This is a genomic window from Nocardia sp. NPDC055321 (genome assembly GCF_053645575.1).
The window spans coordinates 195,613-208,051 of sequence record NZ_JBSHMS010000010.1 but is presented as its reverse complement, the minus strand read 5'-3'; the positions used below and the strand labels follow the sequence as shown (position 1 = coordinate 208,051).

Here is a 12,439-nt window from a genome sequence, read left to right as displayed (position 1 = left end):
GCGCACCGGAATCGGCGCTGGAACGCCGGATGCCAACCCCGCTGGACAAGTTGGATTCCTCACATACCTGTTACAACGTGTAGCACTATGTGCGAAGTTGTGCGGGTGAGCTTGGCAGACACCGTGAGCACCGCCGCGCGCAACGCGTGGGCCCTGACGTTCGGCACCGGCATCGGTTCGCCCGAACCTACCCCGTCGACGGTGCTGTCCGTCGCGCCGCACCGCGAGCTGCGCCGCTACAACGGTGCGGGAGCACAGGATCCGGCCGTGCTGCTGGTGCCGCCGCTGGCCGCGCCCGCCTTCTGTTTCGATCTGAGCCCCGAGCAGAGCATGGCCGCGTTCCTGCGCGACAGCGGCCGGGCGCCGTACCTGGTCGACTACGGCGACATCACCTTCGAGGACCGCCGCATGGGCTTCGAGGACTGGATCGACGACATCCTGCCGGAGTCGATCCGCCAGGTCTCCGCCGATCGCGGCGGCAAGGCCGTGGATCTGGTGGGCTGGTCCCTGGGCGGCGTGCTCGCGCTGCTGACCGCCGCCGCCGACACGACTCTGCCGATTCGCTCGGTCACCGCCGTCGGCGCGCCGCTGAGCTACGACCACATGATCGGCGTGCGCGAGCTGCGTTCCCTGGCCCGCCTGGACGGCGGCCGCACCGCCACCGCCGCGATCCGCGCCACCGGCGGCGTCTCCGCGCAGCTGACCCGCATCGCCTACCGCGCCACCGCCTGGGACCGAGAACTCAAGCGCCCCTTCTTCATTGCGAGCAATCTCGCCGATACCGCGACCCTCGAGCGGATGGCGACCATCGACCGTTTCCAGAATTCGCTGCCCGGCTATCCCGGCCGTTTCTACAACCAGCTCTGGGGCCGGTTCATGCTCAACAACGATATCGGCAAGGGCGTGGTGCGTTTCGGCGAGCGCCGCATCGAACTGGCCGCGGTGAACGTTCCGGTTCTGTTGGTCGGCGGCCCGAACGATGTCATCACCGCCGCCGCGGCGGTGCGACACGGCACCGTCACGCTCACCGGTTCGCCGGACGTGCGCTACGAGACCGCTCCGGGTTCCCACCTCGGCATTCTCACCGCGCGCGACACCACCTGGACCTACCTGGACAAGTTCCTGAGCGACCAGGAGTAGGCCGGGCGGTTCATCGAAGCGGGCTAGGGTGGGGTCATGGGAGCAAACTCGTCAACTGCGCTGGGCGCGCCGTCGGATTCCGCCGACGGCCTGATCGCCGCCACCCACCCCGGGGTCGCCGACCTTTTCGCGGTTCTCGCCTACGGTGAGATCTCCGCTTTCTACCGCCTGGCCGAAGAGGCCAAACTGTCACCCTCGCTGCGCGGCAAGGTCGCCGTCGCCAAGATGGCCGCCAACGAGATGGAGCATTTCTCCACGCTCGAGAACGCGCTGGCCGCCCGGAACCAGGACGTCTTCGACGCCATGGCCCCGTTCGTGCGCGCCCTGGACGCCTATCACGCCTCCACCGACCCCTCCACCTGGCTGGAGTCGATGGTCAAGTTCTACGTCGGCGACGGCATCGCCGCCGACTTCTACACCGAGATCGCCGGCGCCCTGGCTCCCGAGGTCGCCGACGTCGTGCGTGACGTGCTCGCCGAGACCTCCCACTCGGAATTCGTGATCGAGGAAGTGCGACGTGCGGTGGCGCAGAACCGCTCCGAGCGCGACCGGCTCACCCTCTGGGGCCGTCGCCTGCTGGGCGAGGCCATCACCCAGGCCCAGTACGTCATGGCCCAGCGCGACGAGCTCACCGAACTGGTGCTCACCGCGACCGGCGACCTGAACGGCATCGCCACCCTCTTCGAGCACATGCAGGACTCGCACGCCGAGCGCATGCGCGTCCTCGGCCTCGGCTGAGGCGCCGGGTTCGCGCCGGGGCATCGGAGTTCGCTCAGAGCGGAGGGCGCTCACTGCCGCCCGTGCCGGGCCCTGCACTAGCCTTGGCGAAGACAGCACAGGACTCTAGGTTCGGAGGTTGGCCGTGGAGGTCAAGATCGGTATTTCGGATAGCCCGCGTGAGCTGATCATCAACAGCGCGCAGACCCCCGCCGAGGTGGAGGCGCTGGTCACCGGTGCGCTGCAGGGTGAGGCCGGCGTCGTGTCGCTCTCCGACGAGAAGGGCCGCAAGTACCTGATCCAGGCCGCCAAGGTCGCCTACGTCGAGATCGGCGCCCCGTCCGCGGGTCGCGTGGGCTTCGCCGCGGTGTAGTTCACCGAAACGAGAATTGCCCCGTCGCGGATTCCGCGGCGGGGCAATTTCTTTGGGTCGATCTACGAATCGATGGGGTGCAGCGGCACGTGCGAGAGGCCGCCCCAGCAGAGCGAGACGGTGGTGTCGACCGCTTCGTCCTTGGGGATCGGCCGATCGGCCTCGAGCCAGTAGCGCGCGCTGAACTGGCTGGCGCCGACCAGGCCGACGGCCAGCACGCGGGCGCGGTACGGGTCCAGGCCGGAGTCGTGGGCGACCAGGTCGAAGACCGCGTCGACGCACGCCTCGGTGGCCTGCTCGACCCGGCGCTGGACCTGCGGCTCGTTGGTCAGATCGGATTCGAAGACCAGCCGGAAACCCTGGGTCTCGTGGTCGACGAAGTCGAAGTACGCCTGGACGGCCGCGCGGACGCGCTGCTTGTTGTCGGTGGTGGAGCGCAGCGCCTGGCGCACGCTCGACACCAGGGCGTCGACGTAGTTCTGCAGCACCGCCAAATACAACTCGAGCTTGCTCGAAAAGTGTTGGTAGAGCACGGGCTTGCTGACGCCGGCGCATTGCGAGATTTCGTCCATGCCCGAGGCGTGGTAGCCCCGCATCACGAAGACCTCGCCGGCCGCGGCAAGTAGCTGAGCGCGCCGTGCCTCTCGGGGCAGGCGGGTGCCGCGCTTGCTGGGCGCCATGGCCTCGGATGACATGCGTGCGGTCATCCGGTCCACGAGGTCTGTCATTTTCCGATCTCCCAGTCGATTCCCGGCGGAAAGGATGGTCACCGGGTATCTCCCGAACGATACTCGCTCGGGGCCCCGATGCCGATCCAGGTTCCGAATATTGGTGTGCTGGATGTTGGCGCGCTCCGTGTTCCGGAGGGTCCGCTACCGCCTCGATTATGCGAGGCCGGTCACAAGTGTGGACCCGATGCCCGAATTTGTGAGTTCGATCTCCGCACTCGTGAGATATCTCGCAGCAAAGTCCGCGGCTCGCCGCTGCCCGGCACATCCCTTCCGCGCGCCGTCGCGGGCAGGTTGTACGGCCCCCGCGTGCGCGGGCCCGAGCTGTGAGAGTCTTTTATGGTGACCGACCAAGGGGGCAGTAACTCCGGCGGGCGCGATTCACGCCGTCCCGTGCAGATCGGTGCGCCGCGCGCCATCGGCGGAGCGGGCCCGAGAGCCACCGGCGGAGCGAGCCCGAGAGACGCCGCCGGAGCGGGCCCGAAGAATCTCGCCAAGCGCAAGGGCAGACCCGTCGGCCCCGTCTACGACCCGCTCGGTCTCTACAGCTCCGGTGACGCCGTCCCGCCCGCGGGCCTGCACGCCGACGGCTCGGCCATTCCCGGCCCCGCCGGCGACCGCCCGCCCCAGCCGTATCAGCCGCTGCGCGCGAGCTGGGATCCCACCGCGCTGCCCGAGGCGACCCGCGAGCGCCCCGAGCGCGAAACCAAGAAGCAGAGCCTGTTCGGCCGCTTCGTCTCCACCTACGGCTGGCGGGCGTACGCGCTACCGGTGCTGCTGGTGGTGACGGTGCTGGTCGGTGTCGACGCGTGGCGCGGCGGTGGTGAAAGTGTCGCCGGCGTACCGGGTTTCGGCCGGCTGAGCGAGCACGCCGACAAGACCGGCATCTACGGCGCACCGCCCAAGGCGGACGGCAAGTTCGCCGGTGACCTGCCCACCGGCTCGGTGCCGGGCGGCGGCCCCTTCACCGAGACCGGCGCCGGGATCTGGCATATGGTCCCGGGCACGACGGCCCAGATCGGCACCGGCTCCGAGCACGTGTTCACCTACACCGTGGAGATCGAGAACGGTATCGACACTTCGGGTTTCGGCGGTGACGACTCGGTCGGCAAGATGGTGGACGCCACGCTGGCCAATCCCAAGAGCTGGACCCAGGATTCACGTTTCGGCTTCCGCCGCGTCGACGGCGGTGACCCCGATTTCCGCATCTCGCTGACCTCGCGGCAAACCACCCGCACCGCCTGCGGATTCGACATTCCCATCGATTCCTCTTGCTACAACGCCGATTTGGGCCGCGTGCTGTTGTCCGAGGCGCGCTGGGTGCGCGGTGCGCTGTCCTACGACGGCGATATCGGCTCGTACCGGCAGTACCAGATCAATCACGAGGTCGGGCACGCGATCGGCTACCACGAGCATCAGCCGTGCGAGGTGGACGGCGGGCTGGCGCCGGTCATGATGCAGCAGACCTTCGGCACCCGGAACAACGACATCGCGGTGCTGGATCCGGACGGTGTGGTCCCGATGGACGGCAAGAAGTGCCGGTTCAACCCCTGGCCGTACCCGCGCGGCTGAGGCTGCCTAGGCTGTGTGAATCACACGGTCCGGGTATTCCGGAGGGAAGAACGCTCGGGCCCGTGGTGTTGCACCTCTGAGCCGCGAGTACCCGGCGCATTCGATTGAGGAGTCCGCAGACGTGACAGCATCGCATCCCTCCCTGCCGCCCCTGGTGGAGCCGGCCGCGGAGCTGACCCGGGACGAGGTCGCCCGCTACAGCCGCCACCTGATCATTCCCGATCTCGGGGTGGACGGTCAGAAACGCCTGAAGAACGCCCGGGTGCTGGTCATCGGCGCGGGCGGGCTGGGTTCACCGGCCCTGCTGTACCTGGCGGCCGCGGGTGTCGGCACGCTCGGCATCGTCGAATTCGACGAGGTGGACGCGTCCAATCTGCAGCGCCAGATCATTCACGGCGAATCCGATATCGGCCGGTCCAAGGCCGACAGCGCGCGCGATTCCATTCTGGAGATCAATTCCGGAATCACCGTGGAGTTGCACAAGATTCGGCTCGAGCCGGAGAACGCCATCGAGCTGTTCTCGCGCTACGACCTGATCGTGGACGGCACCGATAATTTCGCGACCCGCTATCTGGTCAACGACGCCGCGGTGCTGGCGCACAAGCCGTACGTCTGGGGTTCGATCTACCGTTTCGAGGGTCAGGTCTCGGTCTTCTGGGAGGACGCCCCCGATGGTCGCGGCATCAACTACCGCGATCTGTACCCCGAGGCCCCGCCGCCGGGCATGGTCCCCTCCTGCGCCGAGGGCGGCGTGCTGGGCGTGCTGTGCGCCTCCATCGGCTCGATCATGGTGACCGAGGCGATCAAGCTGCTCACCGGCATCGGTGATCCCTTGCTGGGCCGGCTCATGGTGTACGACGCACTGGACATGACCTACCGGACCATCAAGCTGCGCCGGGACCCGCAGCGGCAGCCCATCACCGAGCTCATCGACTACGACGCGTTCTGCGGCGTGGTGTCCGAGGAGGGGCAGGCCGCGGCCATCGGCTCGACCATCACCGCGCGCGAGCTCAAGGACATGCTGGACGCGGGCAAGGACGTGGCCCTCATCGACGTCCGCGAGCCGGTGGAATGGGACATCGTGCGCATCGACGGCGCGACCCTGATTCCCAAGGACCGCATCCTGACCGGTGAGGCGCTGGCCGAGTTGCCGCAGAATCGCCCGATCGTGCTGCACTGCAAGACCGGTATCCGCTCGGCCGAGGCGCTCGCGGCGCTCAAGCAGGCCGGTTTCGCCGACGCCACGCATCTGCAGGGCGGAATCATCGCCTGGGCCAACCAGATCGATCCCAGCCTGCCGGTCTACTGATTCGTTCCGGTCACCCGCGAATCGTGGTCGCGGGTGGCCGAATCGGTTGTCCCCAACACTCCGATGTCCGGTTCTGACGGCGCGTCTGCGGCGACACTCTGTGATACCTGCGCCCGTCGCTTAAGACGCGCAACGCCGCCGGAGCGGTAAGTTACGCCCGTGACCATGACTGCTGTGGAACCTCCGGAGCACGTGCGCGCCACCTTCGGGTTGCGCGAAGTCGGCCCGGTTCCGCTGGGGAACTGGGACGGCGGCTGGCGCTGCGGGGATGTGGTGCTGAGCCCGGTGACCGATCACGCGCGGGCCGCGTGGTCGGCCAAGGTGCGCGAGACGTTGCGGGTGGACGGGTTGCGCCTGGCGCGCCCGGTGCGGGCGACGGACGGGCGCTACGTGGTGTCCGGCTGGCGCGCGGACACCTATCTCGAGGGTGTGCCCGAACCCCGTCACGACGAGGTGGTCTCGCTCTCGCTCCGATTACATCAGGTCACCGAACGCCTGGAGCGCCCGCGCTTTCTGGCCGTGGCCCCGGTGGCGCCGTGGGTGGATGTCGATGTGTTCGCGGCGGCCGATCGCGCCGCCTGGGAAACGGTTCCGTTGCGGACCCTCAAACTCGGCGGGCTGCTGCCGGCCACGTCACCGGACGGTGACCGCAGCCTGCACGTCATCACCCAGCTGTCGACCCTGCGCAAGCCGGTGTCCACGCCGCCGCAGCTGGTGCACGGCGATCTGTTCGGCACCGTCCTGTTCTCCGGCGGTTTCGCGCCCGGGCTCACCGACATCACCCCGTACTGGCGGCCCGCGCCGTGGGCGGCGGCGGTGATCGTGGTGGACGCGCTGTCCTGGGGCGGGGCGGACGACGGCTTGCTCGAGCGCTGGGCCGGATTGCCGGAGTGGCCGCAGATGCTGGTGCGCGCGGTGATGTTCCGGCTCGCGGTGCACGCGCTGCACCCGCGTTCCACCCCGGAGGCGTTCCCGGGCCTGGCCCGTACCGCGGACATGATCCGCTTGATTCTCTAAGGGCGACAACAAAAGAACTGTCGCGCCGAGTGAGAAGCTCGGCGCGACAGTCGTTGTCGATGTCCTCCGGGATCGCCGGAGGACATCGGATCCGGGCGCGCAGCGGGCGGGAGTTCCCTGCGGCCGGGGTCGGGGGCCTACACGTTGGCGTAGGCGAGCGAGGGCACGCGATCCACCGCGAAGCTGGAGCGCAGGTAGAACCACCAGGTGCCCGCGGCCATGGCGAGGAAGACGACGGCGTAGAGCGAGAAGGCCGGGTTCATGCTGCCGAAGTTGATGTTCGACAGGCGCAGCGCCTGCTGCACGATCCAGCCGCCCGAGGCGCCCACCGCGCCGATGACGCCGATGGCCGCGCCGGCCTGCCGCTTGGCCGAGATGAGGGCCTCGGCGGCGTCCTGGCCGTGCTCGGAGGCGTAGCGCTTGGCCTCGGCGCTGAAGATGGACGGGATCATGCGGTAGGTGGAGCCGTTGCCGATGCCGGTGAGCACGAACAGCAGCAGGAATGCGATCAGGTACAGCGGGAAGCTCTTGGCCGCCAGCGCCGCCATGATGAGCAGCGTGGCCGCGGACATGCCGAGGAAGACGTACAGGGTCATCTTCGCGCCGCCGACCTTGTCCGAGATCCAGCCGCCGAACGGGCGGCTCATCGAGCCGACCAGTGCGCCCAGGAAGGCGAGGTTGCCGATGGTGCTCATCCAGCCGATCTTGGCCAGATCCGGGAAGTTGGCCTTGAGCAGGGTGGGGAAGGCGAAGGAGAAGCCGATGAAGGAGCCGAAGGTGCCGATGTAGAGCACCGACATGACCCAGGTGTGCCGGTTGGTCAGCGCCGCCCGGTAGGACTTGCCGTCGGCCTTGGCGCCGGTGAGGGAGTCCATGTAGCGCAGCGCGCCGAAGATGGCGAACAGGATGAACGGGATCCAGACCAGAACTGCGAGGGTGATGCCGAACCGGTAGCCCGCGGCGTCCTTGGCCATGATGTGCGTGCCGAGGGTGATGATCAGCGGCACGATCAGCTGGGTCTGGGCCACGCCGAGATTGCCGCCCGCGGCGTTGATGCCCAGGGCCGCACCCTTTTTCCCTTCGGGGAAGAAGAAGTTGATGTTCGCCATCGACGAGGAGAAGTTACCGCCGCCGACACCGGCGATCGCCGCGAGCACCATGAACACCCACATGGGCGTGCTCGGCTGATTGATGAAGTAGATGATGCCCAGCGCGGGCACCAGCAGCATGGCCGCGCTGAAGGCGGAGAAGGCCCGGCCGCCGAATTTCGGGATGGCGAAGGTGTACGGAATGCGCAGGGCCGCGCCCACCAGGGTGGGTGTGGAGGTCAGCAGCAGGGCGTTGGCCACCGCGGTGGGGTTGCCCTTGCCGAGCCCTTCCAGGAAGGCGAAGCCGGCCGCTCCCATGGCGGTGACAATGCTGCCCCAGATGACCCAAATGCTGAATCCGAGATTTTCCGCGAAAACCGAGAAGATCAGATTTTTACGAGCGGTCTGTTTTCCCCCGTTTTCCCAAAAATCCTTATTGTCGGGTTCCCAATGGTCGATCCACCGTCCGCGCTGCTGATGCACGAAGGTCTTTTCCGGAGCCTCTACGGTTGTCATGAGCTGCGTTCCTCTCGCACCGACGACCGCCCTCATCGTGATCTCCCGGAGTGGAATGTGTTTCCGGGAGCGGTCCCTGCGGTCGCAACAACCGTACGAAGCGTCGATTACGACGACGTCGCTTTCGGTGACGTCGAGGGCAATTCCGGCTCACGTCCGGAGAATCACGGTGGTGACCTTTCGGTTACCCGTGCGATTCAGCGCGCGTCCGGATATTCGGCGATGAGGGAGCCCAGGAAGCAGTCCGCGGCGCGGGCCGCGCGTTCCGGGTCGCCCGCGATGACGGCTTCCACCAGTTCGATGTGCTCGGCGTGGTACGCCTCGCCCGCCTTCTCCGAGCGGGAGCGGATCCCGGCCTCGATCACCGGCAGCAGCGAGTCGTAGAACTCGAGGTACACCGCGTTGTGGCTGGCGACCACGATCGCGCGGTGCAGTTGCACGTCCGCCTCGATGGCGGTCTCGAGATCGTCGTCCCAGGCGATCCGGCGTTCTTCCAGCAGCTGTTGCAGATTGGCGATGTCGCCGGCGTCGCGGCGGCGCGCGGCCAGGGCGGCGGCGGTGGTGTCCAGGGCCTGGCGCAGTTCGAGGATGTCGCGCTGCTGGGCATCGGCGAAGTACTCGGTGAGCGCCCCGCCGAGGGTGGAGGTGGAGATCACGTAGGTGCCCGAGCCCTGGCGGCGCTCGACCATGCCGGCGTGCACGAGCGCCTGGACGGCCTCGCGCACGGTGTTGCGGCCGGTCCCGGTGAGCTCGGTGAGCTCGGGCTCGGTGGGGATACGCGAGCCGACGGGCCAACGGCCGGAACGGATTTCGGCACGAAGCTGCTCTGTCACCTGGGCGATGAGGCTCGTGCGCCGGACTGGTTGCACGTGGGACAGCGTACCGTGCCTCACATTCTTTGCATCACATCATCGGGTCATCCTATGATTTCGTGGTGACTGCGACGCTGAATACCTCGACGTCCCGCGACCGGGCTCCCGCCGCTGCCGATCCGCAGCGGGCGCTCGTCGACCCGTCGGGCCGCGCCCCGGCGCCCGCCGCGCGCAAGCGTTCGCTGCTCGAGGGCAGGCTGCTGGTACTCGCCGCGATCATCATGTCCGCGCTCACCCTGCGCGTCGCGGTCACCGCCTTCACCCCGCTGGCCGCGCAAATCGGCGACTCCATGGGGTACTCGACCGCCGTCGTCGGCGTCTTCGGCATGCTCCCGACCGCGATGTTCGCGCTCGCGGGCCTGCTGACCCCGCTGCTGACCCGCCGCTTCGGGCTCGAGCGCACGGTCCTGCTCGCCATGGTCATGACCGGCCTGGGCAGTCTGATCCGCGCGATCGTGCCCGCGACCTGGGAGCTGCTGGCCTTCTCCGCGCTCGCGCTGACCGGTATGGGCATCGGCAACGTGGTGATCCCGCCGCTGGTGAAGCGCTACTTCTCCGACCGGCTGGCGCTGCTCAGCTCCCTCTACATCGTCATGGTCCAGTTGGGCACCGTCGTGCCCGCGCTGATCGCGGTGCCCGTGGCCCAGGCGCACGGCTGGCGAATCTCGTTGGGGCTGTGGTCGATTCTGGCCTTCGCCGCGGTGCTGCCGTGGCTGGGCGTCCTGCGCATCCGCCGCGATCACGCGCGCGCGGACAGCACCGAACTGCCGCCGGAGCCCTTCGAGAGCACCGGCAAGGTGTGGCGCTCGCCGCTCGCGTGGGGCATGGCGCTCATGTTCGGCATGACCTCGCTCATCACCTATTCCATGTTCACCTGGATGCCGACGATCTTCTCCGACGCCGGGGCCAGCGCCTCCTTCGGCGGCAGCATGGTCGGCGTCTTCGCGCTGATCGGCCTGGTCGCCGCGCTCACCGCGCCGATCGTGGTCGGCCGGATGCGCAATCCGTTCCCGGTCGTGATCGGCTGCGCCATCAGCTTTTTCGCCGGTTTCGCGGGTCTGCTGATCGCGCCCATGGCGGCGCCGCTGGTCTGGGTGGTGCTGCTGGGCCTGGGTCCCTCGACCTTCCCCATGGCGCTGACGCTGATCAACTTGCGCACCCGCACCTCGGCCGGTTCGGCCGCGCTCTCGGGCTTCACCCAGGGCGTCGGCTACACCGTGGCATGCCTGGGACCGCTGGTTTTCGGCGTCCTGCATTCGATGACTCACGGTTGGCTGGTCCCGTTCGCCTTCCTGGCGGTGGCGGTGCTGGTGTTGCTGGGCGGCGCCTGGGTGGCGTGCAAGCCGAGCCTGCTCGAGGACACCTGGCACTGATTTCACGTTTCGAGTTGCCGACCCGTGAGGTAGCGCGCATGCTATGTGGCGGCGCTTACACCTCACGGGTCGTGGTGACGTAGTTGGGCGTTTGGTGACACCCGGAAACCCTTGTGTCACACGGTGGAAACAAACCCATTCTTCTCACGCCGATATCCGGGTAATCGTGAGCAACCGTTGATTTAACGGTCATTTCGCGCAGCATTGCGGCAATACCGGTTTCCTACCTTGAAGTCATCCAGATTTCAGGAGGGCCGCTTTGAAGACGCTGACGCGTAATCGCGACATCGAGCACTGGGACGCCGAGGACATCGACGCCTGGGAAGCCGGTGGTAAGGACATCGCGCGCCGCAATCTGATCTGGTCGGTCTTCGCCGAGCACATCGGTTTCTCGGTCTGGACCATCTGGTCGGTCATGGTGCTGTTCATGCCCGCCGACGTGTTCCACATCGACACCCCGGGCAAGTTCTTCCTGGCCGCGGTGCCGACCCTGGTCGGCGGCGTCATGCGGATTCCGTACACCGTGGCGACCGCCAAGTTCGGCGGCCGCAACTGGACCATCGTCAGCGCGCTGGCGCTGCTGATCCCGGTGTTGCTGACGCTGTTCTTCATCAACCGCCCGGACACCTCGTACACGACGTTCCTGATCATCGCGGCCTTCGCGGGCCTGGGTGGCGGCAACTTCTCCTCGTCGATGTCCAACATCAACGTCTTTTTCCCGCAGCGGCTCAAGGGCTGGGCGCTGGGCATGAACGCTGGCGGCGGCAACATCGGCGTCCCGGTGATCCAGCTGATCGGCCTCGCGGTCATCGCCACCATGGGCAACGCCTACGGCCACGCCTCGATCGTGTGCGGCATCTACCTGGTGCTCATCATCATCGCGGCGCTGGGCGCGGCGCTGAACATGGACAACGTCAAGAATCAGAAGGCCGATCTGTCCTTCATGATCACCGCGCTCAAGGTGCCGCAGTCCTGGGCCATCGCCTTCCTGTACATCGGCACCTTCGGTTCGTTCATCGGTTACAGCTTCGCCTTCGGCCAGGTGCTGCAGATCAACTTCAAGGCCGGTGGCGCCACTGCCGCCGACGCCGTGCTGCACGCCGCCTCGATCGCCTTCATCGGCCCGCTGCTGGGTTCGCTGGCCCGCCCGTACGGCGGCAAGTGGGCCGACCGCATCGGCGGCAGCCGGGTGGCGCTGTACATGTTCGGCTGCATGACCGCGGCGACCGTCCTGGTCGCGACGGCCAGCACCATCGGGGACAACGCGGGCCGCCCGACCGGCGGCGTGCTGACCGCCATGATCATCGGCTTCGTCGCGCTGTTCGTCATCTCCGGCCTCGCCAACGGCGCGGTCACCAAGATCATCCCTTCCGTGTTCGAGGCGAAATCCCGCAGCATGCAAGGTGATTCGGCGGATCGCGCGGCGTGGGCGCAGAACTGCTCGGGCGCGCTCATCGGCTTCGTCGGCGCCATCGGCGCGCTCGGCGGCGTGGGCATCAACCTGGTGCTGCGCTCCTCGTACTCCGCCACCGCCTCGGCCACCACCGCCTTCTGGGTGTTCATGGCCTTCTACGTGGTCTGCGCCGCGGTCTGCTGGACGGTCTTCGTCCGCCGTCCGAGCCTGCGCGCACCGTCTTCCGACCCCGATGTCGTGGTCGAGGCCGAAGCCTTCGTGCTCGAGGCCGAATCCGCACCGTCCACCTCCTCGGCCCGGGCCTGACCCGTTCCCCATCT

The 12,439-nt window shown here is 67.7% G+C and carries 11 protein-coding genes; 8 read left to right on the top strand and 3 right to left on the bottom strand.

The genetic code is table 11. The features are described 5' to 3' along the window. The first annotated feature begins 105 nt into the window (after window positions 1–105). The 3 genes from ACWIGI_RS18270 to ACWIGI_RS18260 all read left to right on the top strand — a co-directional run bounded on the left by ACWIGI_RS18270 (window position 106) and on the right by ACWIGI_RS18260 (window position 2,230). Entirely contained in the window at window positions 106–1,140 is a 1,035-nt protein-coding gene (locus tag ACWIGI_RS18270) for an alpha/beta fold hydrolase (RefSeq protein ID WP_454203574.1), read from the top strand. Between the two features lie 36 nt (window positions 1,141–1,176). Next, complete coding sequence (locus tag ACWIGI_RS18265) at window positions 1,177–1,878, top strand: ferritin-like fold-containing protein (protein ID WP_454203573.1); 702 nt, start codon at window positions 1,177–1,179, stop codon at window positions 1,876–1,878. 124 nt (window positions 1,879–2,002) lie between these two features. Next, the gene (locus ACWIGI_RS18260) at window positions 2,003–2,230 is read left to right on the top strand and encodes a DUF3107 domain-containing protein (protein ID WP_454203572.1); all 228 of its coding nucleotides are present in this window, start codon (window positions 2,003–2,005) and stop codon (window positions 2,228–2,230) included. 62 nt (window positions 2,231–2,292) lie between these two features. On the opposite strand, the gene ACWIGI_RS18255 is transcribed toward ACWIGI_RS18260, so the two are convergent. Next, window positions 2,293–2,958: a TetR/AcrR family transcriptional regulator gene (locus ACWIGI_RS18255; protein ID WP_454203571.1), complete on the bottom strand. Its 666-nt coding sequence runs from the start codon at window positions 2,956–2,958 to the stop codon at window positions 2,293–2,295. Window positions 2,959–3,297: 339 nt separating this feature from the next. On the opposite strand from ACWIGI_RS18255, the gene ACWIGI_RS18250 reads away from it, so the two are divergent. The 3 genes from ACWIGI_RS18250 (at window position 3,298) to ACWIGI_RS18240 (ending at window position 6,856) form a co-directional block, all read left to right on the top strand. Next, entirely contained in the window at window positions 3,298–4,530 is a 1,233-nt protein-coding gene (locus ACWIGI_RS18250) for a DUF3152 domain-containing protein (protein WP_454203570.1), read from the top strand. 121 nt (window positions 4,531–4,651) lie between these two features. After that, window positions 4,652–5,839, top strand: a complete 1,188-nt coding sequence (gene moeZ, locus ACWIGI_RS18245) for an adenylyltransferase/sulfurtransferase MoeZ (RefSeq protein ID WP_454203569.1) — start codon at window positions 4,652–4,654, stop codon at window positions 5,837–5,839. 165 nt (window positions 5,840–6,004) lie between these two features. After that, on the top strand, window positions 6,005–6,856 hold the full coding sequence (locus tag ACWIGI_RS18240) for a TIGR02569 family protein (protein WP_454203665.1): 852 nt from the start codon (window positions 6,005–6,007) through the stop codon (window positions 6,854–6,856). Between the two features lie 137 nt (window positions 6,857–6,993). Here ACWIGI_RS18240 and ACWIGI_RS18235 read toward each other — a convergent pair whose 3' ends face one another. Further along, window positions 6,994–8,460: an MFS transporter gene (locus tag ACWIGI_RS18235; RefSeq protein WP_454203568.1), complete on the bottom strand. Its 1,467-nt coding sequence runs from the start codon at window positions 8,458–8,460 to the stop codon at window positions 6,994–6,996. A 197-nt stretch (window positions 8,461–8,657) separates the two neighbouring features. Then, a complete protein-coding gene (locus ACWIGI_RS18230; protein WP_454203567.1) occupies window positions 8,658–9,329 on the bottom strand; it encodes a FadR/GntR family transcriptional regulator in 672 nt (223 codons plus the stop codon). A gap of 224 nt (window positions 9,330–9,553) precedes the next feature. Between ACWIGI_RS18230 and ACWIGI_RS18225 the strand changes: the two genes are divergently transcribed. Both ACWIGI_RS18225 and ACWIGI_RS18220 read left to right on the top strand, forming a co-directional pair. Further along, window positions 9,554–10,705, top strand: a complete 1,152-nt coding sequence (locus tag ACWIGI_RS18225) for a CynX/NimT family MFS transporter (RefSeq protein WP_454203664.1) — start codon at window positions 9,554–9,556, stop codon at window positions 10,703–10,705. A gap of 259 nt (window positions 10,706–10,964) precedes the next feature. Further along, window positions 10,965–12,425, top strand: coding sequence for a nitrate/nitrite transporter (locus ACWIGI_RS18220; RefSeq protein ID WP_454203566.1), 1,461 nt, complete (start codon window positions 10,965–10,967; stop codon window positions 12,423–12,425). The last annotated feature ends 14 nt before the right edge of the window (window positions 12,426–12,439 follow it).